At 61.6% G+C, this 26,433-nt stretch carries 25 protein-coding genes; 17 read left to right on the top strand and 8 right to left on the bottom strand.

Annotated elements, in window-relative coordinates; all coding sequences use genetic code 11:
- Positions 1-31: 31 nt before the first annotated feature.
- From AC07V9_RS24310 to pilG, 6 genes are all read right to left on the bottom strand, one after another.
- Positions 32-523: a chemotaxis protein CheW gene (locus AC07V9_RS24310; RefSeq protein WP_495018184.1), complete on the bottom strand. Its 492-nt coding sequence runs from the start codon at positions 521-523 to the stop codon at positions 32-34.
- The gene (locus AC07V9_RS24305; RefSeq protein WP_495018183.1) at positions 516-6,524 is read right to left on the bottom strand and encodes an Hpt domain-containing protein; all 6,009 of its coding nucleotides are present in this window, start codon (positions 6,522-6,524) and stop codon (positions 516-518) included. The genes AC07V9_RS24310 and AC07V9_RS24305 overlap by 8 nt, the downstream gene beginning before the upstream one ends.
- 36 nt (positions 6,525-6,560) lie before the next feature.
- Positions 6,561-8,603 carry a methyl-accepting chemotaxis protein gene (locus tag AC07V9_RS24300; RefSeq protein WP_495018182.1) on the bottom strand — a complete coding sequence of 681 codons (2,043 nt, stop codon included), beginning with the start codon at positions 8,601-8,603 and terminating at the stop codon, positions 6,561-6,563.
- 179 nt (positions 8,604-8,782) lie between these two features.
- Positions 8,783-9,322 (bottom strand): chemotaxis protein CheW, encoded by a 540-nt coding sequence (locus AC07V9_RS24295; RefSeq protein WP_495018181.1) that lies wholly within the window; start codon positions 9,320-9,322, stop codon positions 8,783-8,785.
- Between the two features lie 16 nt (positions 9,323-9,338).
- Entirely contained in the window at positions 9,339-9,704 is a 366-nt protein-coding gene (pilH, locus tag AC07V9_RS24290) for a twitching motility response regulator PilH (protein WP_495018180.1), read from the bottom strand.
- Positions 9,705-9,749: 45 nt separating this feature from the next.
- Complete coding sequence (gene pilG / locus AC07V9_RS24285; protein ID WP_495018179.1) at positions 9,750-10,160, bottom strand: twitching motility response regulator PilG; 411 nt, start codon at positions 10,158-10,160, stop codon at positions 9,750-9,752.
- A gap of 260 nt (positions 10,161-10,420) precedes the next feature.
- Here pilG and gshB point away from each other — a divergent pair, with 260 nt between their 5' ends.
- The 7 genes from gshB to AC07V9_RS24250 all read left to right on the top strand — a co-directional run bounded on the left by gshB (position 10,421) and on the right by AC07V9_RS24250 (position 16,736).
- A complete protein-coding gene (gshB, locus tag AC07V9_RS24280; RefSeq protein WP_495018178.1) occupies positions 10,421-11,374 on the top strand; it encodes a glutathione synthase in 954 nt (317 codons plus the stop codon).
- 300 nt (positions 11,375-11,674) lie between these two features.
- Entirely contained in the window at positions 11,675-12,577 is a 903-nt protein-coding gene (locus AC07V9_RS24275; protein ID WP_495018177.1) for an energy transducer TonB, read from the top strand.
- Positions 12,578-12,841: 264 nt separating this feature from the next.
- Positions 12,842-13,411 carry a YqgE/AlgH family protein gene (locus AC07V9_RS24270; protein ID WP_495018176.1) on the top strand — a complete coding sequence of 190 codons (570 nt, stop codon included), beginning with the start codon at positions 12,842-12,844 and terminating at the stop codon, positions 13,409-13,411.
- Positions 13,411-13,851: a Holliday junction resolvase RuvX gene (gene ruvX, locus AC07V9_RS24265; protein ID WP_495018175.1), complete on the top strand. Its 441-nt coding sequence runs from the start codon at positions 13,411-13,413 to the stop codon at positions 13,849-13,851. Before AC07V9_RS24270 ends, ruvX begins: the two co-directional genes overlap by 1 nt.
- Before the next feature lie 78 nt (positions 13,852-13,929).
- On the top strand, positions 13,930-14,451 hold the full coding sequence (gene pyrR / locus AC07V9_RS24260) for a bifunctional pyr operon transcriptional regulator/uracil phosphoribosyltransferase PyrR (protein ID WP_495018174.1): 522 nt from the start codon (positions 13,930-13,932) through the stop codon (positions 14,449-14,451).
- A gap of 12 nt (positions 14,452-14,463) precedes the next feature.
- Positions 14,464-15,468: an aspartate carbamoyltransferase catalytic subunit gene (locus AC07V9_RS24255; protein WP_274131649.1), complete on the top strand. Its 1,005-nt coding sequence runs from the start codon at positions 14,464-14,466 to the stop codon at positions 15,466-15,468.
- Complete coding sequence (locus AC07V9_RS24250; protein WP_495018173.1) at positions 15,465-16,736, top strand: dihydroorotase; 1,272 nt, start codon at positions 15,465-15,467, stop codon at positions 16,734-16,736. Before AC07V9_RS24255 ends, AC07V9_RS24250 begins: the two co-directional genes overlap by 4 nt.
- Positions 16,737-16,848: 112 nt before the next feature.
- Here the strand turns inward: AC07V9_RS24250 and AC07V9_RS24245 are convergent, their stop codons facing one another.
- Positions 16,849-17,268, bottom strand: a complete 420-nt coding sequence (locus AC07V9_RS24245; RefSeq protein ID WP_495018172.1) for an NINE protein — start codon at positions 17,266-17,268, stop codon at positions 16,849-16,851.
- A 250-nt stretch (positions 17,269-17,518) separates the two neighbouring features.
- Between AC07V9_RS24245 and AC07V9_RS24240 the strand changes: the two genes are divergently transcribed.
- On the top strand, positions 17,519-18,241 hold the full coding sequence (locus AC07V9_RS24240; protein WP_495018171.1) for a C40 family peptidase: 723 nt from the start codon (positions 17,519-17,521) through the stop codon (positions 18,239-18,241).
- A gap of 175 nt (positions 18,242-18,416) precedes the next feature.
- Here the strand turns inward: AC07V9_RS24240 and AC07V9_RS24235 are convergent, their stop codons facing one another.
- Positions 18,417-19,451 (bottom strand): type IV pilus twitching motility protein PilT, encoded by a 1,035-nt coding sequence (locus AC07V9_RS24235; protein ID WP_495018170.1) that lies wholly within the window; start codon positions 19,449-19,451, stop codon positions 18,417-18,419.
- Between the two features lie 54 nt (positions 19,452-19,505).
- On the opposite strand from AC07V9_RS24235, the gene AC07V9_RS24230 reads away from it, so the two are divergent.
- The 9 genes from AC07V9_RS24230 (at position 19,506) to AC07V9_RS24190 (ending at position 26,261) form a co-directional block, all read left to right on the top strand.
- On the top strand, positions 19,506-20,192 hold the full coding sequence (locus tag AC07V9_RS24230; protein WP_495018169.1) for a YggS family pyridoxal phosphate-dependent enzyme: 687 nt from the start codon (positions 19,506-19,508) through the stop codon (positions 20,190-20,192).
- Between the two features lie 24 nt (positions 20,193-20,216).
- Positions 20,217-21,035, top strand: coding sequence for a pyrroline-5-carboxylate reductase (gene proC, locus AC07V9_RS24225; protein WP_495018168.1), 819 nt, complete (start codon positions 20,217-20,219; stop codon positions 21,033-21,035).
- Between the two features lie 10 nt (positions 21,036-21,045).
- A complete protein-coding gene (locus AC07V9_RS24220) occupies positions 21,046-21,636 on the top strand; it encodes a YggT family protein (protein ID WP_341961357.1) in 591 nt (196 codons plus the stop codon).
- Positions 21,637-21,861: 225 nt separating this feature from the next.
- The gene (metX, locus tag AC07V9_RS24215) at positions 21,862-23,001 is read left to right on the top strand and encodes a homoserine O-succinyltransferase MetX (RefSeq protein ID WP_495018167.1); all 1,140 of its coding nucleotides are present in this window, start codon (positions 21,862-21,864) and stop codon (positions 22,999-23,001) included.
- A 7-nt stretch (positions 23,002-23,008) separates the two neighbouring features.
- The gene (gene metW / locus AC07V9_RS24210; protein ID WP_495018166.1) at positions 23,009-23,629 is read left to right on the top strand and encodes a methionine biosynthesis protein MetW; all 621 of its coding nucleotides are present in this window, start codon (positions 23,009-23,011) and stop codon (positions 23,627-23,629) included.
- A 23-nt stretch (positions 23,630-23,652) separates the two neighbouring features.
- Positions 23,653-24,099: a DUF4426 domain-containing protein gene (locus tag AC07V9_RS24205; RefSeq protein ID WP_495018165.1), complete on the top strand. Its 447-nt coding sequence runs from the start codon at positions 23,653-23,655 to the stop codon at positions 24,097-24,099.
- Positions 24,096-24,704, top strand: a complete 609-nt coding sequence (gene rdgB, locus AC07V9_RS24200; RefSeq protein WP_495018164.1) for an RdgB/HAM1 family non-canonical purine NTP pyrophosphatase — start codon at positions 24,096-24,098, stop codon at positions 24,702-24,704. The genes AC07V9_RS24205 and rdgB overlap by 4 nt, the downstream gene beginning before the upstream one ends.
- Positions 24,701-25,915, top strand: coding sequence for a radical SAM family heme chaperone HemW (gene hemW, locus AC07V9_RS24195; protein WP_495018163.1), 1,215 nt, complete (start codon positions 24,701-24,703; stop codon positions 25,913-25,915). The genes rdgB and hemW overlap by 4 nt, the downstream gene beginning before the upstream one ends.
- A gap of 22 nt (positions 25,916-25,937) precedes the next feature.
- Positions 25,938-26,261, top strand: a complete 324-nt coding sequence (locus AC07V9_RS24190; RefSeq protein WP_062385487.1) for a DUF3392 domain-containing protein — start codon at positions 25,938-25,940, stop codon at positions 26,259-26,261.
- Positions 26,262-26,433 lie beyond the last annotated feature (172 nt).

Below are 26,433 nucleotides of genomic sequence, written 5' to 3'. Positions count from 1 at the left end.
TGGCAGCTGGAATCCGCACCTATGGTTTAGCTCAAATCCCCGGCCCCACCACCTGCACCAACCCTGCATCCACCAGCCACTGCTCCAGCGCCACCAGATCGGGAATCTTGGCCATGGTCTCGCCCACCTGCACCGCCGCAAGCTCTAGCTCGGACAGCGGCACGTCGACGTAGCTGAGCTGGCTGTCCAGTTTGCAGGAGCGGGGAATGCCTTGGGTCAGCAGGGCGATGAATTTCAGGTCGGGTCGGCCGCCCAGGGCATTGAGCACGACGATTCGCGCGCGACCGCCAACGCGGGCGCGGCTGCCGCAGGCGGCTTCGAAGCTGAGCAGCGGCAGGCTGCGGTGGCGCCAGTTGATCGGGCCCAGATACCACTGGGGTGCGGCGGGGTCGGCGATGCTGTCCTGGTAGTCGATCAGTTCGGCGACGGCGACGTTGGGCAGCAGCAGGTGCCGGTCGCTCAGGGGGATGAGCAGGCCGGTGAGGCTGGTCAGGCGTGCGGTCTGGGTGGTGGTGTCAGACATGGGCGTGGCTCCAGTGGGCGATGCTCGCGAGCAGTGCCGCTTCCTGATAGGGCTTGCTCATGTAGTCGTTCACCCCGAGGGCCATGGCGCGATCGCGGTGTTTCTGCCCCGAGCGGGAGGTGATCATGATGATCGGCAAGTGCTTGAGCGCTTCGTCTTCTCGCACTTTACTCGCGACTTCAAAGCCATCCATGCGCGGCATTTCGATGTCCAGCAGCATAACGTCGGGCGTGTGCTCTTGCAGCAACGCCATGGCGTCGACACCATCCTTGGCGGTCAGCACGTTCATGCCGTTGCGCTCCAGCAAGCGCCCGGTGACCTTGCGCACCGTGACCGAATCGTCGACCACCATGACCAGCAACGGCCGCGCCTGTTCGGCCTCGACGTACCGCGTCGGCGCCTGTCCTGAGACATGCAGCGCCAGCATCTGCGCATGCAATCGGCGGATGTGGGCGAACAAATCGAGAATCAGCACCACGCTGCCGTCACCCAGAATCGTCGCGCCGGTAATCCCCTGCACGCCCGCAAACTGCGGCCCGAGGTTCTTGACCACGATCTCCCGCGACCCCGCCAGCGCGTCGACCTGCACCGCCACCCATTGGTCGTGCACATGCACCAGCAACACCGGCAGCGGCTGAGTCTGGCCGATCAGCTTGGGTGGCTGGCCGTTGTTCAGCAACTCGCCCAGGTAACGCAACTCGTACGTCCGCTCGCCGTATTGATAACGCGGCGGCGAGGACTGGTAATACGCCTCAAGCTCGCTGGGCATGACCCGCACGATGCCTTCGACGCTGTTCAGCGGCACCGCGTATTGCTCTTCGCCACACTGCACCATCAGCGCGCGGTTGACCGACACCGAGAACGGCAGACGAATGCGGAAGCGCGCGCCCTGCCCCGATTTCGAATCGATGACCATCGAGCCGCCCAGCTCCTTGACCTCGGCGTGCACCACGTCCATGCCCACGCCACGCCCGGAGATCTGCGTGATGGTTTCTGCGGTCGAGAAGCCCGCCTGCAGGATGAATTGCAGCGTATCGTGCTCGCTCAGCTCGGCATCCGGGGCGATCAGGCCGCGCTTGATTGCCTTGCGCCGCACGGCTTCAAAGTCGACACCGGCGCCGTCGTCACTCATTTCGATAACGATGTCGCCGCCTTCGTGGGCCAGGCTCAGGGTGATGTGGCCGGTTTCGGATTTGCCCTTGGCCAGGCGTTTTTCGGTCGTCTCAAGGCCATGGTCGACCGCGTTGCGCAGCATGTGCTCCAGCGGCGCGACCATGCGTTCAAGGACGTTGCGGTCCATTTCGCCTTCGGCGTTGACCACGTCGAACTTGACCTTCTTGTTCAGCTCGCCCGACACCTGCCGCACGATCCGACGCAGGCGCGGCACCATGCGTTCGAACGGCACCATGCGCGTGCGCATCAGGTTTTCCTGAAGCTCGGTGTTCACCCGCGCCTGTTGCTGCAACAAGGTTTCGGCGTCGTGGGTGCGGGTATCGAGGGTTTCCTTGAGGTCCATCAGGTCGGACGCCGACTCGAACAGCGCGCGCGACAGCTGCTGCAGCTGCGAATGCCGGTCCATTTCCAGCGGGTCGAACTCCTCGTAGCCCGAGCGATCGGCGTGATGATCGCGACTGAGAATGCGCCCCTGCGTCTCGATGTCCAGGCGTCGCAACTGATCGCGCATCCGCTCGATGGTGGTTTCCATCTCGGCCAGGGTGACTTTCGCGTCGCTGACCTGCTGTTCAATACGGCCGCGAAAGATCGATGTTTCGCCCGCGAGGTTGACCAGATCTTCCAGCTGATCGGCAGGCACCTTGACCATTTCCGGCCCGGTACGCTCGGCGTCCGCTTCGGGGGTCGCCGGCGCGGGCTCAGGCGTGGGTGGCGGCACCAATGCAGGTTCTTCCAGCGGCTTGCTGACCAACTCGTGAATGGCGCCGGAAGCCGAATACTGCGCGATGCTGTCGATCAGCAACGCAGGGTTAGGCAGCGGTTCATAACCACGCACCGCGTCGACCATGTCGGCAAGCATGTCGTGACCGCTTTGCAGCAGGCCATTGAGCAGCGCGCTGTTTTTCAGCGTGCCGGACGACAACCCTTCGTACAGCGACTCCAGCTCATGGGCCAGATCGCCAATCGGCGCGATCTCGACCATGCGCGCGCCGCCCTTGAGGGTGTGCAGGTCGCGCAGCAGGTTTTCCACTTCGACGGTGTTCTGCGGCTCGGCCTGCCAGCGCACCAGTGCAGCGCTGGAACTTTCGATGATGTCGTCGGCTTCTTCGAGGAAGATTTCCAGCAGCTCGGGGTCGCGCTCGTCCAGCGGCTGAATCATCGAGCCGACATTGCGCGGCTCGCCATCCTGAGGGAGCACGTAGCAATGGTTTTGCCGAAACTCGCGAATCTCCTCCACCAACTCGTCAGGGCTGACCAGTTCGGTACGGTTTTGCAGCTGTTCGAGCATCAACGCCAGTTGATCGTGACTGCGCATCAGCAGCGCCGCCAGTGGCGCCGAGTAGCTGCAGCGCCGATCAATCAGCGCCTCATACAGCGATTCGAGTTCATGCCCCAGATCGCCCACCGGGCCGATTTCGGCCATGCGCGCACCACCCTTGAGGGTGTGCAGATCCCGTTGCAGCGACGACAGCGGCAGCGGGTTCTCCGGATCGTCCAGCCAGCGCTGCAAGGCTTGTCCGGCGATGTCGAGGATATCGACGGCTTCTTCGAGGAAGATGTCGACGATTTCCTGATCGATGTCATCCCGTTCCGGCTGTGCAGTCTGGGTTTCGAGGTGTTCGGTGGCCTGAGCCAGCTCGGTGACGCTCGTGGCCACGCCGCCATCGCCCTTGATGACGCCCATGGCGTTGGGGTCCAGCGCCTCGTCGAGCAACGCGCGCAGTGCGTGAATGCGCTCGGGACACGCCTGAACGGCCTGCGCGGCGGCAACCTGATCGAGCATGTTGATGAGCGCTTCATGAGCCGCTTGCGCCTCATGGAAAAACCGCTCGCTGACCGCCAGGCTGCTTTCTTCCACAGCGCCATAGAGGTCGAGCAGGGCTTCGCACAGCTCGTCCACCTGGGGCAGGTCGGCCATGTGTGCGCCCTGGCCGAGCATGGTCAGCTCGTCGAGCAGCGCATTGAGTTCCTGACGCTCGCCGGGGTGTTTGCGCCAGCGATTGAGCAAGGTCTCGGCGTCAAGCAGGATGTCCATGCCCTCGGACAGAAAGCTGGCGATCAGGTGCGGGTTACGACGAATGCGCAGGCCGTTGCTGTCGGCCCTCAGGGCTTCGGCCAGTTGTTCGTCGAGCCTTTCCTGCGCGGCCTTGATCAGCGGCGCAGCGCCTTCGATTGGCATCAGCGGATCGGTCTTGAGCTGCGCCAGGCCCTGATGAAACAGCGGCTCGGCCGCACGCAGCAGCTCGACTTCCGGCTGACCAACCGCCATCAGGTTGGTTTTGTACTCGCGCACCAGCTGATCCAGCGGGCTCGCCAGCTCGGCCATCGGCAACACGCCCGCCATGTAGGCGCTGCCCTTGAGGGTGTGCAACGCGCGCAGCAATTCATCGCTGAACGCAGGGGATTCGTCGTGTTGAACCGCATTGAGGTAGCGATTCAAGGTGTCCAGATGCGTCAAGGCTTCCTGGCGGAAGATTTCCAGCAACTGCGGGTCGAAACCCTCGTCTTTATGTTCCTCTGGCTTCGGCTCGGCAGGTTGTGGCTCTGAGGTGCTGGCAGGCGTGGGCGACTGAGCAATGTCTTCACCCTGAGCCAACGCATGGGCGCGGGTCGCCAACCGGTCGACATCGTCGCGCTGGCGCTGCACGTCTTCGGCGAAATCGCGAATCACATCCGGCAACAGTGCCTGGATGTCTTCGAGCAGCTGCTGCACCTGCGCGCCCGGCTCGACGTCGCCTTCCAGCACGCGGTTGAGCAGGTTTTCCACGGCCCACGCCAGCTCGCCGAGAATCAGCGCCCGCACCATGCGCCCGCTGCCCTTGAGCGTGTGGAACGCACGACGCATTTCGCTCAGCGCCGAGATGTTCTGAGGATCGCTCACCCAGCGCGGCAGGTATTCGTGCAGCGCTTCAAGGACCTCATCGGTCTCTTCCAGAAACACATCACGCAGCTCGTCATCCACAGCGGGCTCGCCCTTGGGCGGCGGCAACAGGCTGGTGGGGACATGCCGCGCCGGCGGGTTGACCGCCGACAGCGGGCTGGCCAAGGCTTCGGCCAGCGTCTGAGTGTTACCGGCCGGGGCCTGCTGGCCGTGCAGCGTTTCGTGATCGACGATGTCTTCGAGCATCGGCACATCCACTTCATCCGCGACTGGGGAATAACCCAGCCGCGCCAGGCTTTCTTCGGCCAGATCCAGCACATGCTCGCCCGGCGCTTCCGGGTCCTCGGCCATGCGCTCCAGGTAATACTCGACGCCGATGATGACGTCGGCCAAATGATCGAGCTGCGACCAGGCGGGCCGCTGCTCGTCGCTCAGCAGGTGTTCGATGATGTAATCGTTGCAGGCCGCCAACAGCCCCGCCGCGCGGGCCAGCGGAATCATCGCCAGCGCGCCGCGCACCTGAATCAGCTGCGCTGACAACGGCGCCAGACGCTCGCGGTCCAGTTCACCGTCGACGTACTCGTCGATGACGTCCTTGGCCTGCTGCAGCACGATGCGCGCTTCCTTGATCACCAACTGGTGGATCTGACTCAGGTCGGTGGTGGGCAGGCGGCTTTCTTCGGGGCTGCTCTGATCGACTGTTCCGGCCATGCCCGCCAGTGTCGCTTCGACATAGAGCAAGGCGCCCGCGACGTCCATCAGGGTCGGATCGCTAGGCTCGCGCTGCCCCTGGGCCATGCCCTGAACCACGCTCAATTGATCGATGATCACCTTGCGCGGCTGGCCGAAACCCAGCACCGCCAAGGTATCGGCGATCTGCCGAAGGGGCGGCAGCAAGGCATTGAGTTCGCTGACATGCTGACGATTGCCGCGCACGAAGACGTCCAGCCGTTCCTTGGTGCGCACCAGTTCATCGCACAGTGCGATGATCACCGAGCGCATGGCGTCACGGTCAGGGCCCGCCATCCGCGCGCGCTCTTCATCCACCAGCGCGCTTTCGGGGAGTGCCTCGGCGAGGCCGTACTGGTCCTTCAAATCCATCATCCTCTGAGCCTGACTGTCAGATTTGGCGATATAAAACAGCAGACTTTTCAGCAGCTCATCCGGAGCGGGCTGGTTGATCCCGGCAATGCCTTGTTCCAGCAGGCGCTTGAGTTCCTTGTCGGCATCCTTGAACAGGCTGCGCAGGGCCGGGCTGTTGGTGAAATTGCCGCAGGCCATGCCCTCGACCAGACCGCTAGCGATACGCCACAAAGGTTCGAGGGGCGCATCCTTGCACAGGGTTTCCAGACGCGCGAAGACCTTGGTCATGTATTCGAGCTGCGTCTGCACATCCTGTTCGCGCAGCAGGCCAACAAGGGCGGTTTGCAAGGTCTGACGCCATTTACGCAACTTGGCGGGCAACTCGGGCATATCGCGTTGGGCCAAAGTCCGAGCATCGAGTTCGGGCACCGACAGAAGCTGCGGCGAGAACAGGCTGGTTTCCGAGAGCAGGCTTTCGCCACGGGCGCTGCGCAGGTCATTGAGCAGCGGCAGCACCACCAACGGCAGGTCGCGTCGGGCCGAATGCACGCGCTCCAGATACACCGGCAGCTGGTTCATGGCCTGATGCAACAGCTGCACGGCTTCAGCCTCTTGCGCCACGTGGCCTTGCTGCAGCGCCAGCGCCAGTTGCTCGATTTCCTCGGCGAACAGCGCGGCGCCGTAGAACTCGATCATCTGCAGGCTGCCGTGCACTTGATGGATGAAGCCTAGGCAGACCTCCATCGTCGACGGATCGTGGGGGCGCGACACGAACGCGTCCAGCGCCTGCCGGGCGTGCTTGAGGGTCTCGCCTATTTCGCCCTTGACCCACTCCAGGGCCACGTAGTCGCGACGGTCAGCCATGATGGCTCCAGTTGCCCAAGTCGTGAGGCCTGACGATCAATGTGAATCCCGTGATGCCGGCAATGTAAAGCCGGACACCGAACGACGCATCTCGCTGGCCATCTTCGCCAGGTTGCCCATGCTTCGCGCAGTGGCCGCCGTCCCCGAGGTGGTCTGGGTGGTGGTCTGCTGAATCACGGTCATGGTCGCGGAAATCTGCTGGCCCAGCGCGGCCTGTTGCTGCGCGGCATTGGTGATGCTTTCAACCAGAGCCGCCAGCACTTTGGACACGCCTTCGATTTCCTCCAGCGCCACACCGGCATCCTGCGCCAGCCGGGCGCCGCGCACCACTTCCGTGGTGGTTTGCTCCATGGAGATTACCGCTTCGTTGGTGTCATTTTGAATCGCGCGGACCAATGTCTCGATTTGCTTGGTCGCCGACGACGAACGCTCCGCCAGGCGCTGCACTTCGTCGGCCACCACCGCAAAGCCGCGTCCGGCATCGCCTGCCATGGATGCCTGAATCGCCGCGTTGAGCGCCAGGATGTTGGTCTGATCGGCAATGTCATCGATCAGGCTGACAATATCGCCGATTTCCTGAGAAGACTCGCCCAGACGCTTGATCCGTTTGGAGGTGTCCTGAATCTGCTCGCGAATGTTATCCATGCCATTGATGGTGTTGTGCACCACCTCGTTGCCCTTGTTGGCAATCGCCACCGAACGCTCCGCCACCGCCACCGATTCCGAAGCGTTGGCCGAGACCTGTTCGACCGAGCGGGACATGTCGTTGACCGCATTGGAGGCCGCGGCAATCTGCAGCGCCTGGTGCTCGGACGCCGCAGCCAGCTGTGTTGCGGTGGTCTGGGTGTCCTTCACGGCGCCGAAAACCTGCTCGGCGGTGAGATTGATGGTCGCCACCAACTCGCGAAGTTGGTCGATGGAGTTGTTGATGGAATCGGCGATAGCGCCCGTGAAGTCTTCGGTCACCGAGGCCGACACGGTCAGATCGCCGTCGGCCAGGTCTTCGATTTCGTCGAGCAGGCGCATGATCGCGGTCTGGTTGCGATCATTCTTTTCGGCGGTCTCGCGCAGCTGGCGGTTGGTCTCGCGAACCATCACCAGGCCGATGAGGATGATCGACGCCAGCGCCAGCAAGCCCAGGATATAGCCGCCATAGCTGTTGGTGGTCCGGCCACCGGCCATGTGCTCGAAGCTGTTGGCCAGTACCGAGGCCTCGTCGAGCAGGGTTTGCGAGAGGGTGAAGATGTTTCCGGCGGCTTCGCGCACTTCGAGCAATTCCGGCGACGTTTCCAGAATTTCGTCTACCGATCCCGACACGAACTGGAATAGCTCGGCGATTTCGGCCAGTCGCGCGCGGGCGTCACGGTCTTCGACCTGCGTGATCTTCAGCGTCGCGTTGCCTTCGAGCATGCCGTTGAGCACGCGCCCGAACTGAGTGGCGTCGCGGCCGAAGGCATCAGCGGCCTGAACGGCGGTTTCATCGCCCGACAGCACCGTGTTCACCGCACCCAGAATCCGCTCGGCCAGCAACGACTGGCGTTGAGCGAGCGCCACCTGACTTGCGGGCGCTCGGTTCTGCAGAAGGATATCGACCACCTTCTCGGACTCGATCTGCAGTTGCGGGATGGTTTCGGCGAGTGTGGCCGCGACCTGATGCAGCGACAGCACGGTCTGCTCACGCGAGAGGATCACATCGGTGCTTTTTCGCAGATTTTCCCAATCGTTCTGTACCGCTTTCAGCTCATCAGTGACCGCTGCCGGCGCGGCAGGCAGGCCAGTGTTCTTGTCGCCTTTCTTCAGGTACTGCCAACGGGTGTCGAAGTCGTTGCGTGCGTCTGCCAGCAATTTGAAGGCTGCGGTCTTGCCCGCTGCGGCTTCGGTGGCGTTCTTGGCGATGCGCTGGGACAGCACGCGCAATTCACCGGCGTGGCCGATGTACTGTTTGTCGTAGTTGGACTGCGTGCTCAAGTACGCGAAATTCACGAACAGCAGCATGATCAACACGATCAGGCCGATGAACAGGACCACGATCTGCGAACGGCTGCGCAGGCCTTCTTGGGACTTGCCGGTTTTACTCATTTCTCAGGGCTCCGCCTGAAGATCAGTGTGCATTGCGGATGCCCAGATACTCGTCACCAAAAACTGTGGGAGCGAATTCATTCGCGAGGCGTGGGTACATTCAACAGAGATGGGTCGAGTGTACGGCCCTCTCGCGAATGAAATCGCTCCCACAGGCTGGTTGAATGGGTTGGAAAGAATCACAGCGCGACATCCATGAAACCCGGCGACTGCACCAGGCTTCGAGGACTGAAAACCCGCCACGCCTGTTCATGCAGGAAACGGCCCTGAATATAAGGCGCGATGTCGGGATCGCTGTCGCCCAAAAGCTCCGGCATCAGGCTGCGCTCGCTGAAATGCTGCATGCCCAGCACCTCATCGACCAGCAGGCCGACGAACACGTCCTGATGATCGATCACCAGCACGCGGCGCTGTTTGCGCAACGGCGACAGCTCATGACCAAAAAAGGCGTACAGGTCCATGATCGGCAACAACCGCCCACGCAGGTTGGCGATGCCCTTGACCCAGGGTTTGACGCCCGGCATCACGGCATAGCGCGGTTCGTGGAGGATTTCATCGACCTCGCCCATGGGCGCGACGTAATAGCGCTCGCCCATGCGAAAACCGATGCCGCTCCAGCCTTGCTGCCGGGTTTCCTGCAACGGCAGGCCGGCAGCCAGCGAGCGGCAACGCTGGTCGATGTCGAGCAGCAGCTGAAAGGCGGTTTGCGACTGGGCCATGAACGCGGATCGGGCTTCAGCCCGCCAGGACCGCGTTCAGGGTTTTCAGGAGGGTTTCTTCATCCACAGGCTTGGTCAGGTAGTCCCGCGCGCCCTGGCGTTTGCCCCAGACCTTGTCGGTTTCCTGATCCTTGGTGGTGATCATGATCACCGGGATGGTGCTGGTGTCGGCATCCTTGGTCAGCTGACGGGTCGCCTGAAAGCCGTTGAGGCCCGGCATGACAATATCCATCAGCACGGCGTCCGGTTTTTCCTGACGCGCCAAGGCCACACCATCGGCACCGTTTTCGGCCTTGAGGACCTGATGGCCGTGTTTCTCCAGCATCCCGGTCAGCTTGTACATTTCAGTCGGCGAGTCATCGACGATCAGAATTCGAGCCATGGTGCTTCCCCATAGAAACAGCCGTCCCCGTGCAAGGGCCCGGCATCAAGATAGTTGTTGTTCTACTGCAACGAACTCCGGCACATGGGCCTTGATCGCATTGAGCAGCTCATCCTTGCTAAACGGCTTGGTCAAAAACTGATCGGAACCGACGATACGCCCCTTGGCCTTATCGAACAGCCCATCCTTGGAGGACAACATGATCACCGGCGTAGACTTGAATGCCCGGTTGTTCTTGATCAACGCACACGTCTGATACCCGTCCAGCCTGGGCATCATGATGTCGACAAAAATGATTCTTGGATGATTATCAGCGATCTTGGCCAGGGCATCGAAGCCGTCCACGGCGGTGATCACCTCACAGCCGACGTTCTTCAACAGGGTCTCGGCGGTACGACGAATCGTTCGGGAGTCGTCGATGACCATGACTTTCAATGGGGCGCAGTGCTGTTCCATATCTGCTCTACCATCGCCGCGGCGAATCAGATGGGTTTGCCTTCGGCCGTCTGGTTTGGATCGGGATCGCTGAACCCCCATCTAGAGGGGTGTATGACAACGGGTCATGCGCGAGATGCCGAGCCTTTTTAGCACACTCTAAAGACGCAATCCATAAAGCATATGCGCCACGCTGCCCCTTGACCCGAAGCCTGCGCAGCGCCACCCTGACGCGTATTTTGAGGCCCGTACCGGCCATTACCGAACAGAGGATATTACCCATGAGCGTTCGCGTTGGCATTGTCATGGACCCCATCGAGCGCATCTCCTACAAGAAGGACAGCTCGCTGGCCATGCTCCTGGCGGCGCAAGCGCGCGGCTGGTCGCTGTTCTATATGGAGCAGCAGGATCTGTATCAGGTTGCCGGCCATGCCCGCGCCCGCATGAAACCGCTGAAGGTCTTCGCCAACCCTGAACACTGGTTCGAATTCGAAGACGAAATCGACAGCGGCCTGGACGATCTGGACGTGATCCTGATGCGCAAGGATCCGCCGTTCGACATGGACTTCATCTACACCACCTACCTGCTGGAGCAGGCCGAGCGCGCAGGCACGCTGATCGTCAACAAGCCGCAAAGCCTGCGCGACTGCAACGAGAAGCTGTTCGCCACGCAATTCCCGCATTGCACTCCGCCGACGCTGGTCAGCCGCCGCGCCGACATCCTGCGCGCCTTCGCTGCCGAGCATGGCGATGTGATCTACAAGCCGCTGGACGGCATGGGCGGCACGTCGATCTTCCGCCATCGCGCCGAGGACCCGAACCTGTCGGTGATCCTGGAAACACTGACCGTCAACGGCGCGCACCAGATCATGGCCCAGGCCTATCTGCCGGGGATCAAGGACGGCGACAAGCGCATTCTGATGGTCGATGGCGAGCCGGTGCCTTACTGTCTGGCGCGTATCCCGGCCGCAGGCGAAACCCGCGGCAACCTGGCCGCCGGTGGCCGTGGCGAAGCCCGTCCGCTGACTGACCGTGATCGCTGGATCGCCGCCGAAATCGGCCCGACCCTGCGTGAAAAAGGCCTGTTGTTCGTGGGTCTGGACGTAATCGGCGAGCACCTGACCGAAATCAACGTCACCAGCCCCACCTGCATCCGTGAAATCGACAACGCGTTCGGCACCAATATCGGCGGGATGCTGATGGATGCGATCGAGAAGAAGCTCAAGGCCAAGTAAATCGCATCAAACCTGTCATGGGATTGCCCGACCTTCTGCGGGCGGCGCAATTCCTGTGGGAGCGAATTCATTCGCGAGAGGCCAGTACATCCACAGGATTCCCGTCGGATGTACGCCTGCATCGCGAATGAATTCGCTCCCACAGGTGATCCGCCCTCACCATAGAGCGCGTCACCGCCCACTAATCGGCCAACCCGCATCAAAGCCCAAGTCAGGACCGACATTGCGTTATCATGCCCGCCCCGAATTTCCCAACCAGGCTGATTTTGCAATGCTGGCTCATGTGATTCCGGAGCGTAGATGAACGCTGCGCTCGACAGTGATCTCCCGATGGCCCTGACCCGCAACCACGTGCGCCCGGCTGATCGTCTGGGTTTTACCCTGTTGATCGCCGCCCTCGTGCACCTGGCCATCATCCTTGGCGTGGGCTTTACCTACGTCAAACCGGAAAAGATCAGCCAGACGCTGGAAATCACCCTTGCCCCATTCAAAAGCGACATCAAGCCCAAAGACGCGGACTTCCTCGCGCAGGAAAACCAGCAAGGCAGCGGCACCCTCGATAAGAAGGCCGTGCCCAAGACCACTGAAATCGCGCCCTACCAGGACACCCAGATCAATAAGGTGACTCCGCCGCCCGCCGCCAAGCCGGTGGTCAAGCAGCAAGCGCCGAAAACTGCCGTGGCTACCAAGGCACCCGCGAAGGAAAAAACCGTCGCCAAGCGCGAAGAAGTCAAACCGGACGAGCCGAAAAAGGCCGCGCCGACATTCGACAGCACCCAGCTCAACAGCGAGATCGCAAGCCTTGAAGCGGAGCTTGCCGATGAGCAACAGGCCTACGCCAAACGGCCAAAAATCCACCGCCTGAGCGCGGCCTCGACCATGCGCGACAAGGGCGCCTGGTACAAAGAGGACTGGCGCAAGAAGATCGAGCGCATCGGCAACCTGAATTATCCCGAAGAAGCCCGGCGCCAGCAGATCTACGGCAGCCTGCGAATGATGGTGTCGATCAACCGCGACGGCTCTTTATATGAAGTGCTGGTGCTGGAGTCGTCTGGTCAGCCATTGCTGGATCAGGCCGCGCAGAAGATCGTGCGCCTGGCCGCGCCCTTTGCGCCGTTCACCGGCGATCTGTCGGACATCGACCGACTGGAAATCATCCGCACCTGGAAATTCGCCCGCGGGGACAAGCTTTCCAGTAATTGACACCGCATAATTCTGCAGGCGCCACACATCCACCCTGTAGGAGCGAATTCATTCGCGATGCGTCGGCACATCCCATAGAGATGGCTCGACTGTACCGCCCTCTCGCGAATGAATTCGCTCCCACGGTTCATGCATTCCAAAGCAGCATCCAATTTTTCCCGATGCATCCTCCGCAACATGAAACCTGACCCACGTCGCGATTTATCTCCCCTGAGTCGGTTCTGCCAGTTGTCACAACAGCCCCGCGGCGCCACACTAGGGCTCATGAAAAACGTCACCCCGTCGTACCTCAAGCACCAATTTCTGATCGCCATGCCCCACATGCACGATGAGAACTTCTCCCAGACCTTGACCTACATCGTCGAGCACAACGCCAATGGCGCCATGGGCCTGGTGATCAACCGACCGCAAAGCCTGTCGCTGGCCGATATTCTCGAGCAGTTGCGCCCGGAAATGACCCCGCCGGCGCGCTGTCAGCACATCCCCATTCATGTCGGCGGCCCGGTGCAGACCGATCGCGGCTTCGTGCTGCATCCGCCAGGGCAAGTGTTCCAGGCGACGGTCGATCTGGGTGGGGTGGCCCTGTCCACCTCACAAGACGTGCTGTTTTCCATCGCCGACGGCTATGGCCCTGATCAAAATTTGATCACCCTCGGCTACGCAGGTTGGGATGCGGGCCAGCTGGAGGCCGAACTGGCCGCCAACGCGTGGCTCAACTGCGCGTTCGACCCGGCCATTCTTTTCGAGCTCGACAGCGACCAGCGCCTCAACGCTGCCGCAGCCAAGCTGGGCATCAACCTGAATCTGCTCACCAGCCAAGCGGGCCACGCCTGATGGCCGGATTGCGACTGCTGCTGGGTTTCGACTACGGCACCAAACAGATCGGCGTAGCCGTTGGGCAGGTGATCACCGGCCAAGCTCGCGAACTGTGCACCTTGAAGGCGCAAAACGGCGTACCTGACTGGGACAAGGTTCAGGCCCTGATCACCGAATGGAAGCCCGACGCCATCGTCGTCGGCCTGCCGCTCAACATGGACGGCACGCCGAGCGAGATGAGCGCCCGCGCCGAGAAATTCTCGCGCAAGCTCAATGGCCGCTTCAATCTGCCGGTCTACACCCACGACGAGCGCCTGACCACGTTCGAAGCCAAAGGCGAGCGCATGTCCCGTGGTGGTCAGCGCGGCAGCTACCGCGACAACCCGGTGGACGCCATCGCCGCAGCGCTATTGCTGCAAGGCTGGCTGGAAGCCAACGGCGCATTGTTTGAAAGCTGAGCGCCTTACACTGCATCGAATCTGAGTTTTGGCCCTGCCGTGCGCAACCCGCGCGGCGGGGCTCTTGAAGGAGCGACCATGACCCTGCCCAATCCCGCCGAACTGATCAGCCAGATGGCGATCGATCTGAACGCGCACCTGAATAAACGCGGCATCAGCGAGCCTCGCTTCATCGGCATTCGCACCGGTGGCGTGTGGGTCGCACAGGCCCTGCTCGAAGCGCTGGGTAGCCAGTCCCCGCTGGGCACGCTGGACGTTTCCTTCTACCGCGACGACTTCAGTCAGAACGGCCTGCACCCTCAGGTGCGCCCTTCGGAGCTGCCGTTCGAGATCGAAGGCCAGCATCTGGTACTGATCGATGACGTGCTGATGAGCGGCCGCACCATCCGCGCCGCTCTCAACGAGCTGTTCGACTATGGCCGCCCGGCCAGCGTGACCCTGGTGTCGCTGCTGGATCTGGACGCCGCCGAGCTGCCGATTCGTCCAAATGTGACCGGGGCGACGCTGGACCTGTCTCCAGACGAGCGCGTCAAGCTGTCCGGCCCGACGCCGCTGACACTTGAACTGCAAGACCTTTCCACCGATTCCGCCGCCCTCTAAGAGTCCCTAGCGATGACGCCTCTCGACGCCAAGCGCCCGCTGCAGCTGAACCACCAGGGTCAACTGCAACATTTCCTCTCGCTCGACGGTTTGCCCCGCGAACTGCTCACCGAAATCCTCGACACCGCCGACTCGTTCCTCGAAGTCGGCGCGCGAGCGGTGAAAAAAGTCCCGCTGCTGCGCGGCAAGACCGTGTGCAATGTGTTCTTCGAGAACTCCACGCGCACACGCACCACCTTCGAACTCGCGGCCCAGCGGCTGTCGGCGGACGTCATTACCCTGAACGTGTCGACCTCCTCGACCAGCAAGGGCGAGACCCTGTTCGACACCCTGCGCAACCTCGAGGCCATGGCCGCCGACATGTTCGTGGTGCGTCACGGCGACTCCGGCGCGGCGCACTTCATTGCCGAGCACGTCTGCCCGCAGGTGGCGATCATCAACGGCGGCGACGGGCGTCACGCGCACCCGACCCAGGGCATGCTCGACATGCTGACCATTCGCCGCCACAAGGGTGACTTCAAAAACCTCTCGGTGGCCATCGTCGGCGACATTCTGCACTCGCGTGTGGCGCGCTCGAACATGATCGCGCTCAAGGCGCTGGGCTGCCCGGACATCCGCGTGGTGGCGCCAAAAACCCTGCTGCCGATTGGCGTCGAGCAGTACGGCGTGAAGGTCTACACCGACCTTGCCGAAGGCCTGAAGGACGTCGACGTGGTGATCATGCTGCGTCTGCAGCGCGAGCGCATGTCGGGCGGCCTGCTGCCGAGCGAGGGCGAGTTCTACCGCCTGTTCGGCCTGACCACCGCACGCCTGGCCGGTGCCAAGCCTGATGCGATCGTCATGCACCCCGGCCCGATCAACCGCGGCGTGGAAATCGAGTCGGCAGTAGCCGACGGCGCGCATTCGGTGATCCTCAATCAAGTGACCTACGGCATCGCGGTGCGCATGGCCGTCTTGTCCATGGCCATGAGTGGCCAAACCGCCCAACGCCAGTTCGAGCAGGAGAACGCGCAGTGAAGTTCAGCATCATCAACGCTCGCGTCATCGACCCTGTCAGCGGTCTGGATCAAGTCATCGACGTTCATCTGGAAGCCGGCAAGGTCCTCGCCTTGGGCGCGGCCCCTGCCGATTTCTCCCCTGCGCAAACCATCGACGGCACCGGTCTTGTGGCAGCGCCGGGCCTGGTTGACCTCAACGTCTCACTGCGCGAACCGGGTTACAGCCGCAAAGGCAGCATCGCCAGCGAAACCCGCGCTGCAGCTGCTGGTGGCGTGACCAGCCTGTGCTGCCCGCCACGCACCAAGCCGGTTCTCGACACGTCGGCCGTGGCCGAGCTGATTCTGGATCGCGCGCGCGAAGCCGGTTACAGCAAGGTGTTCCCGATTGGCGCACTGAGTAAAGGCCTTGACGGCGAACAACTGGCCGAATTGATCGCCCTGCGCGACGCCGGCTGCGTGGCCTTCACCAACGGCCTGACCCAGTTCGGCAGCAATCGCACGCTGTGCCGCGCGCTGGAATACGCCGCGACCTTCGACCTGACGGTGATCTTCAACTCCCAGGATCATGACCTCGCTGCAGGCGGCCTGGCCCACGACGGCCCGACGGCAGCCTTCCTCGGCCTGCCGGGCATTCCGGAAACCGCCGAAACCGTGGCCCTGGCTCGCGACCTGCTGCTGGTCGAGCAGAGCGGCGTGCGCGCGCACTTCACGCAACTGACCAGTGCCCGTGGCGTGGAGTTGATCGCTCAGGCACAGGCTCGCGGCCTGAAAGTGACGGCGGACGTTGCGCTGTATCAGTTGATCCTGACCGACGAAGCGCTGATCGATTTCTCCAGCCTTTATCACGTGCAACCTCCCCTGCGCACCCGCGCCGACCGCGACGCGCTGCGTGAAGCGGTCAAATCGGGCGTGGTTCAGGCGATTTCCAGCCACCACCAGCCCCACGAACGCGACGCCAAGCTGGCCCCGTTCGGCGCGACCGAGCCAGGCATCAGCAGCGTAGAACTGTTGCTGCCACTGGCGATGACCCTGGTTGAGGACGGTTTGCTGGACCTGCCGACGCTGCTCTCGCGCCTTAGCGCAGGGCCTGCTGCGGCATTGCGCCTGCCTGCTGGTCAACTCGCGGCGGGCGCTCCGGCGGACCTGGTGCTGTTCGACCCTGCGGCCTCCACAGTGGCTGGCGAGAAGTGGCTGTCGAAGGGCGAAAACTGCCCGTTCCTTGGCCATTGCCTGCCGGGTTCGGTGAAGTACACCTTTGTTGATGGGCGGATCAGCTATATCGGCTGACTTGAATCCCACATTGTAGGAGCGCGCTTGCCCGCGATTGCGATCTGTCTGTGACATGCATGCCACCTGACACACCGCAATCGCGGGCAAGCGCGCTCCTACAGTTGAGGGCTCAACGACGCTCGGTGTTCTTCACCGAAATCTGGTCATTCAGCGTCCAGAAGTCATACAAAACTCCCAAAAACGCCAACCCGCCCGTCAGCAGGTAAAGGAGTCCAGTGATCCATTTGCCTTGATACATCCGGTGCACGCCAAACACGCCGAGAAATGTCAGCAAAATCCAGGCAAGGCTGTAATCGGTCGGTCCTGCGTTGAAACGCAGGTCGGCTTCGCGATCCATCGACGGGATCAGGAACAGATCGATCAGCCAGCCAATCCCCAAAAGCCCCAAGGTGAAGAACCAGATCGTTCCGGTCACAGGTTTCCCGTAATAGAAGCGGTGAGAACCGGTGAAGCCGACGATCCATAGCAGATACCCCATCACTTTGCTGTGGGTGTCGGGGCGCTGATCGTCAGGGTAATAGGTGTTCATCGGGTACCTCGTTTGCAACGATAGAAAAAAATATGCGTAAGTTTTGTGACTTTCGTACTGCCGTCCGACGTATGGCTTGAACCTCTGAGCTTCTCTGCAAACCCTTGTTCTACAAGGGGAAGGCAATGCTCGGATGGCAATTTCGCTGCTGAAATTGACTTCGCGGCCAGTAAATTGTTCGACAAATGGGCTTAGAAACACTGAAAAAGCTGTTATAAAGTTGCGCGCTGACCAACATGAGCCCTGCCTAATGCGTCCATTTTTAAAGACATGGCTGACAATTTGTCTCTTTATGCCACTGGCCGCTCACGCCACCAATCGTGAGCAAACGCTACCACCGAGCTTCACCGGCTTTACAGCGAAAAGTCACTCTTCGCCAACATCGGTAGCCAGTAACACAGACACTCAAGAGGCCATCGAAGAAACGGCAACGCCGCTTCAGACCTCCAGCAAGAAGAGCCGAGCGACCAAGGGCAAGAAAGCCCAAAGCACTCGCAAGATTTCGAAAAACACCGTCGCGCTGGCCTCTGTCGGCCCCGCGGGGACCAAGCAAAGCAGTAACGTGGTCAACCGGGCCGTCAAGGCCATCGGCACCCCGTACCGTTGGGGTGGCACCAGCCCTACCAAAGGCTTCGACTGCAGCGGTCTGGTGAAATATGCGTTCAACGACGTGAGTGAAGTGGACCTGCCACGCACCTCCAACGCCATGGCCGAAGGTCACGGGCAGAAGGTCGATCGCAAGGACCTGAAACCGGGCGACTTGCTGTTCTTCAACATCAAGAGCCGCAAGGTGAACCACGTTGCCATTTACCTGGGCGACGACCAGTTCGTTCACGCGCCGCGTCGCGGCAAGTCGGTGACCATCGACACGCTGAAAAAGCCGTACTGGGACAGCCACTACGTGGTTGCCAAACGCGTCCTGCCCAAGCAGCCACCAAGCCACAAAGGCACAGTGCGGATCGCGCAGCGCTGATACGCGGCGTTCTGTCTGAGGACGAAAAAACCTGTGATTGCAATCCCTGTGGGAGTGAATTCATTCGCGATTGGCCGGTACATCCGATAAATCTCTATCGGCTGTACGACAGTCTCACGAATGAATTCGCTCCCACAGTTGTTTTCACATCAAGGTTAAGTACAGCGCCTGACTGTTAAAAATTGTCAGGCGTTTTTGCTTTCTCGCGAGCACTGTCCCGGCTGATCAGCCCCTTGCTCACCAAATCCTTCAAGCACATGTCCAGTGTCTGCATCCCAAGCGCCCCCCCGGTCTGAATCGAGGAATACATCTGCGCCACCTTGTCCTCACGGATCAGGTTACGGATCGCCGATGTGCCGATCATGATCTCGTGGGCCGCCACGCGCCCGCCGCCGATCTTCTTTAGCAGCGCCTGAGAGACGATGGCGTGCAGCGACTCGGAGAGCATCGAGCGAATCATCGATTTTTCCTGGGCCGGGAAGACGTCCACGATCCGGTCGATACTTTTCGCCGCCGACGTGGTGTGCAGCGTGCCGAACACTAGGTGACCGGTTTCCGCAGCGGTCAGCGCCAGGCGGATGGTTTCAAGGTCGCGCAGCTCGCCCACCAGAATCACGTCCGGGTCTTCCCGCAGCGCCGAACGCAGCGCTTCGGCGAAGCCGTGGGTGTCGCGGTGGACCTCACGCTGGTTGATGAGGCTCTTTTTGGACTCGTGAACGAATTCGATCGGGTCTTCGATGGTCAGGATGTGATGGTGCTTGTTGGCGTTGAGGTAATCGACCATCGCTGCCAGCGTCGTCGACTTACCGGAACCTGTGGGGCCTGTGACCAGCACAAGCCCGCGAGGGACGTCTGTAATCTTCCGAAACACTTCCCCCATGCCCAGCTCTTCCATGCTCAGAACCTTGGAGGGAATGGTCCGGAACACCGCGCCCGCGCCACGGTTCTGGTTGAACGCGTTGACCCGGAAGCGCGCCACGCCCGGCACCTCGAAGGAGAAGTCCGTTTCCAGATCTTCCTCGAAGTCCTTGCGCTGGCGGTCGTTCATGATGTCGTAGATCAGCGCCTGGACCTCTTTCTGGTCCAACGCCGGCAGGTTGATCCGTCGCACATCGCCGTCCACACGGATCATCGGTGGCAGGCCAGCCGAGAGGTGTAAGTCCGACGCGCCTTGCTTGGCACTGAAGGCAAGCAGCTCGGTAATATCCATACAGCTCCTCATCACATAGAATGCCGCAGACTTTAGCCCTGCTGGCGCAAATCAATGTCCACGATAGCAGAGAACATTTCAACGCTCGCAGAGCGAATTCGCAACGCAGCGCAGGCCGCGCAGCGCGACCCGGCTTCCATCGGGCTGCTGGCTGTGAGCAAGACCAAACCGGCCAGCGATTTGCGCCAAGCGTATGCCGCCGGCTTGCGCGACTTCGGCGAGAACTACCTGCAGGAAGCCCTCGGCAAACAGACCGAATTGAGTGACCTGCCCTTGATCTGGCATTTCATCGGCCCCATCCAGTCAAACAAGACTCGCGCCATCGCCGAGCATTTTGACTGGGTACATTCCGTGGATCGCCTGAAAATCGCACAGCGCCTGTCCGAACAACGCCCCGCCGAACTGCCCCCGCTCAACATTTGCATTCAGGTCAACGTCAGTGGCGAAGCCAGCAAGTCCGGCTGTACACCACACGACCTGCCAGCGCTGGCGCAAGCGATCAGCGAGCTGCCCAATCTCAGATTGCGCGGTTTGATGGCAATTCCCGAACCCACAGAAGACAGCGACGAACAGAACGCTGCCTTTGCTGCCGTGCGCAGCCTGCAAGACCAATTGAACCTGCCGCTGGACACCCTTTCCATGGGCATGAGCCACGACCTGGAAGCCGCCATCGCCCAAGGCGCAACCTGGGTGCGGATCGGCACTGCCCTCTTCGGCGCCCGTAACTACGGGCAGCCCTAACCTTTGCATCACAGGAAGCCGTTCATGAGCAAAACCCGTATCGCGTTCATCGGCGCCGGCAACATGGCCGCCAGCCTGATTGGCGGCATGCGCGCCCAGGGCGTCGACGCTGATTTGATCCGCGCCAGCGACCCAGGCGCTGAAACCCGCGAGCGCATCGCCAAAGAACACGGCATCAAGGCCTTCGCCGACAACGCCGAAGCCATCGAAGGCGCCGACGTCGTGCTGCTGGCCGTCAAACCGCAAATGATGAAAGTCGTCTGCGAAGCGATCAAACCTGCGCTCAAGCCGAACCAGCTGATCGTCTCGATCGCCGCCGGCATCACCTGCGCCAGCATGAAGGCCTGGCTGGGCGATCAGCCGCTGGTGCGCTGCATGCCCAACACCCCGGCGCTGCTGCGCCAAGGCGTGAGCGGGCTGTACGCCACCGACGACGTGACCCCGGCTCAGCGTCAGCAGGCCGAAACCCTGCTGTCGGCCGTGGGCATCGCCCTGTGGGTGGGCACCGAAGCGCAGATCGACGCCGTAACCGCCGTTTCCGGCAGCGGCCCTGCGTATTTTTTCCTGTTGATCGAAGCCATGACCGCCGCTGGTGTGAAGCTCGGCCTGTCGCCTGACGTGGCCAAGCAGTTGAGCCAGGAAACCGCGCTGGGCGCTGCGCGCATGGCCACCACCAGTGATGTCGATGCCGCCGAACTGCGTCGTCGCGTCACCTCGCCTGCGGGCACTACGGAAGCGGCGATCAAATCGTTCCAGGCGGACGGTTTCGAAGCGATCGTTGAAAAGGCGCTTGGCGCCGCTGCACACCGCTCGGCCGAACTCGCCGAACTGCTGGGCAAATAAGGAGCGATCTATGAATGCACTCACCGGCGCCACGATTTTCGTCATTCAGACGCTGATCAGCCTGTACCTGACCATCGTTCTGCTGCGTTTCGTGCTGCAACTGGTCAAGGCCAACTTCTACAACCCGCTCTGCCAGTTTGCCGTGCGCGCAACCCAGCCCTTGCTCAAACCGATCCGCCGCATCGTGCCAAGCGTGCTGGGGCTGGACACTTCCTCGCTGTTGCTGGCGATCGTGATCCAGGCGCTGCTGATGGCCTTCGTACTGATGATGACCTACGGCACGATCGGCGATGTCCCACATTTGCTGATGTGGTCGATCATCGGCATCACCTCGCTGCTGTTGAAGATCTTCTGGGTCGCAATGATCATCATGGTGATCGTCTCCTGGATCGCGCCGGGCACCCACAACCCGGCTGCCGAACTGGCCTACCAGATCAGCGAGCCGATCCTGGCGCCCTTCCGCCGCATCATCCCGAACCTCGGCGGCCTCGACATCTCGCCGATCTTTGCCTTTCTGGCGATCCAGGTGCTGCAGTCGTACGTGATGCCTGAGCTGGCTGCCTACGCGGGCATGCCGCAGGAGTTGTGGCGGTTGATCTGATGCTGCACAGATAGCCTCTGTGGGAGCGAATTCATTCTGGGCGGCATCCCGACGATGCGTAGCCACATCCGACCTATCTCTATCGGATGTACGGGCCTCTCGCGAATGAATTCGCTCCCACAGGAAACCAGCATGCCCTCCCATCTGCCACCCGCCCCGTTGTTTGCTTGCCGCTACCCCCCGTGATCTTTAGACTTACGCCTCATTTCAGCGAGAGCAGGGTCGATGTCCACGGTCTTTCCCGAAGATTCTGTCGGTCTAGTCACGCCGCAGACGGCGCATTTCAACGAGCCACTGGCTCTGGCCTGCGGTCGTTCGCTGGCCGATTACGACCTTGTCTACGAAACCTACGGTCAACTCAACGCTGCCAAAAGCAACGCGGTGCTGATCTGCCACGCCTTGTCCGGCCATCACCACGCTGCCGGCTACCACAACACTGAAGATCGCAAGCCGGGCTGGTGGGACAGCTGCATCGGTCCCGGCAAGCCGATCGACACCAATAAATTCTTCGTCGTCAGCCTGAATAACCTCGGCGGCTGCAATGGTTCCACCGGCCCCAGCAGCATCAACCCGGAAACCGGCAAGCCGTTCGGCGCCAACTTCCCGGTGTTGACCGTCGAAGACTGGGTGCACAGTCAGGCGCGACTGGCCGACAGACTCGGGGTCATGCAGTGGGCCGCCATCGTCGGCGGCAGCCTGGGCGGCATGCAGGCGCTGCAGTGGACCATCACCTACCCCGATCGCGTGCGTCACTGCCTGGCCATCGCCTCGGCGCCCAAGCTGTCGGCGCAGAACATCGCGTTCAACGAAGTCGCGCGTCAGGCGATCCTGACCGACCCGGAATTCCACGGCGGCTCGTTCCAGGAAATGGGCGTGACCCCCAAGCGCGGCCTGATGCTGGCGCGCATGGTCGGCCACATCACCTACCTGTCCGACGACTCCATGGGCGAGAAATTCGGCCGTGGCCTGAAGAACGAGAACCTCAACTACGACTTCCACAGCGTCGAGTTCCAGGTCGAAAGCTACCTGCGTTACCAGGGCGAGGAGTTCTCCGGGCGTTTCGACGCCAATACCTACCTGCTGATGACCAAGGCACTGGACTACTTCGACCCGGCAGCCAACTTCAACGACGATCTGGCAGCCACGTTTGCAGGCGCCACCTCGAAATTCTGCGTGATGTCGTTCACCACCGACTGGCGCTTCTCCCCGGCCCGCTCCCGTGAGTTGGTGGATGCGCTGATGGCGGCGAAAAAGGACGTCTGCTACCTGGAGATCGACGCACCGCAAGGCCACGACGCCTTCCTGATGCCGATCCCGCGCTACCTGCAGGCCTTCTCCAGCTACATGAACCGAATTGCACTCTGAGGACACCATGAGAGCCGACCTGGAAATCATCCAAGACTGGATACCGGCAGGCAGCCGCGTGCTCGACCTCGGCTGTGGCGACGGCGAATTGCTGGCCTGGCTGAAGGACAACAAACAAGTGACCGGCTATGGCCTGGAAAACGACGCCGACAACATTGCGCGCTGCGTGGCGCGGGGTGTCAACGTCATCGAGCAGGACCTGGACAAGGGCCTGGGCAACTTCGCCAGCAACAGTTTCGACATCGTGGTCATGACCCAGGCACTGCAGGCCGTGCATTACCCCGACAAGATCCTCGACGAAATGCTGCGCGTGGGCCGTCAGTGCATCATCACCTTCCCCAACTTCGGCCACTGGCGCTGCCGCTGGTACCTGGCGAGCAAGGGCCGCATGCCGGTCTCCGAGTTCCTGCCGTACACCTGGTACAACACACCGAACATCCACTTTTGCACCTTCGAAGACTTCGAAGAACTGTGCCGGGGTCGTTCGGCCAAGGTCATTGATCGGCTGGCGGTCGATCAGCAGCATCGTCACGGTTGGGCGAGCAAGCTATGGCCTAATCTGTTGGGTGAGATCGGCATCTATCGGGTCAGTAGCCCCGGCTTGCAGGACCACCAGATCGCCGTGTGATCCCTACAAGAAGGAGAATGATCATGGCTCGTCTGATTGCAATGCTGGGCGTGCTGCTGGCACTGGCCTCGCCCGTAATGGCCGCCGACAGCGCCAGCCTGAACCGCCAGCAACAGTTCGGCGACCTGATCATTCACTACAACGCCCTCCCCTCGGGGCTGCTACCGCCGGGGATCGCCAAGGACAACGGCCTGATCCGCAGCAAGGGCCAGGGCGTGATCAACATCACCGCGATCAAGGGCGGCAAAACCATCCCCGCCAGCGTCGATGGCTCGGTCGCTGACCTGACCGGCCGCAAGAAAGCCCTGAGCTTCAGGCCCATCAGCGAAAACAGCTCGGTCAATTACATTGCCCAGTTCGACGTGGAGCCCGACACACAGGCCACTTACGTCTTCACGATCAACGTCAAAGCGGGTGACGGCGAAAGCCATACGCTCAGCTTCAACCAACAGATTTTCTCGGACGAATGATGAACTTTTCCCAACTCGTACTGGCCAGCCACAACGCCGGCAAACTGAAGGAACTCCAGGCCATGCTCGGCGGCAGCGTGCAGCTGCGCTCGATCGGCGAGTTCAGCAGCGTAGAGCCTGAAGAAACCGGCTTGTCGTTCGTCGAGAACGCAATCCTCAAGGCCCGCAATGCCGCGCGCATTTCCGGCCTGCCAGCGCTGGCCGATGATTCGGGCCTGGCGGTGGACTTTCTCGGTGGCGCGCCGGGCATTTATTCGGCCCGTTACGCTGACGGCAAAGGCGACGCAGCGAACAACGCCAAACTGCTGGATGCCTTGAGGGACGTGCCAGAAGACCAGCGTGGCGCGCAGTTCGTCTGTGTGTTGGCGCTGGTGCGGCATGCCGATGACCCGCTGCCGATCCTCTGCGAAGGCCTGTGGCACGGGCGCATTCTGACGGCCGCCAGTGGCGAGCACGGTTTCGGCTACGACCCGCTGTTCTGGGTGCCTGAGCGCAATCTGTCCAGCGCCGAGCTGACCCCGGCCGACAAGAACCAGATCAGCCACCGCGCTCGCGCCATGGCCATTCTGCGTCAACGCCTGCAGTTGGATGCAGCATTGACATGACTCAGGACTCTACCACCCGGCCGCTGATCCTTGGCGCGGCCGGTTTCAGCTCCGAGCAACCGAGAAGCCCGTTGCCCGAGCTGCCCCCGCTGTCGCTGTACATCCATATTCCGTGGTGCGTGCGCAAATGCCCGTACTGCGACTTCAACTCCCACACCGCCAGCGCCGTGCTCCCCGAACAGGAGTATGTCGACGCGTTGCTCGCCGATCTCGATCAGGACCTGCCCCACGTCTACGGGCGCGAGCTGAGCACGATCTTCTTCGGCGGTGGTACGCCCAGCCTGTTCAGCGCCGATGCCCTTGGGCGGCTGCTGAAGGGCGTGGAGCAGCGCATTCGCTTCGCCCCGGACATCGAGATCACCCTGGAAGCCAACCCCGGCACCTTCGAGCAGGTCAAGTTCAGCGCCTATCGCGGTTTGGGCATCAATCGCCTGTCCATCGGCATCCAGAGTTTTCAGGAAGACAAGCTCAAGGCTCTCGGCCGCATTCACAACGGCGATGAGGCCGTGCGTGCAGCTGACATGGCGCGCCAAGCGGGCTTCGATAACTTCAACCTGGACCTGATGCACGGCCTGCCCGATCAGTCTCAGGACGACGCGCTGGGCGACCTGCGCCAGGCCATTGCCCTCGCGCCGACGCACCTGTCCTGGTACCAGCTGACCCTGGAACCGAACACGGTGTTCTGGAATCAGCCGCCCACGCTGCCGGAAGACGACATCCTTTGGGACATTCAAGAGGCAGGTCAGACGCTGCTGCGGGAAAACGGCTACGCACAATATGAGGTGTCGGCCTACGCGCAACCGGGACGCGCCGCACGGCACAACCTGAACTACTGGAGTTTCGGCGACTTCATCGGCATCGGCGCGGGCGCTCACGGCAAGCTCAGTCATCCAGACGGGCGCATCATCCGCACCTGGAAAACCCGGCTACCCAAGGATTATTTGAATCCTGCCAAGGCGTTTCAGGCGGGCGAAAAGCTGCTGCCGCTGGACGAAATGCCTTTTGAATTCCTGATGAACGCCCTGCGCCTGACAAATGGCGTCGACGCTGCATTATTTCAGCGCCGCACCGGTCTAAGCGTCGATTCGCTCGCAAGCGCCCGTCAGCAGGCCGAACAACGGGGCTTGCTGGAAGCCGATCCGACGCGCCTGGTGGCGACTGCCCGGGGTCAACTGTTCCTCAATGACCTGCTGCAGTACTTTCTTCTTTAAGGCTTAACGCAAAGGAAACTGAATGGACCTCGTACTCGACCTGCTGGCCACTGTCTCTCGCTGGAGTCGCAGCAACCTGTCGGAAATCGCACTGGCGTTGGTGGGATGCCTGCTGATCCTCTTCGGCGCAGACATCAAGGGCTGGATCGAAGGTCGCCTGAGCAGCTTTGCCGGAGCTTTGCGCGTACCGGTCATGGCCCTGCTGTGCACCATCGGCAGCGGCGCTGCACTGATTTACGCCACGCCGTGGGTCGTGCGCGGGCTCAGCCAGTTCAACAACTACAGCCTGGCGCCGGTGTTATTGGTGGTGCTGGTGTTGATTGGGGTTGTTGCGGACCGCAAGTGACCCGCAACCCCCGCCAAACGAGCTGTGGGAGCGAATTCATTCGCGATTGGACGGTACATCCGATACATCTTTATCGTCCGTACCACCGCCTCGCAAATGAATTCGCTTGTATGTTTAGACTTGATGGGGCGGGCAGGACAGGAAATTCGAATCTGACTCTAGCCAGTACAGA

The sequence above is a fragment of the Pseudomonas sp. GW821-FHT02A11 genome, from assembly GCF_059421985.1.
This window is presented reverse-complemented; position numbering and strand designations above follow the sequence as displayed.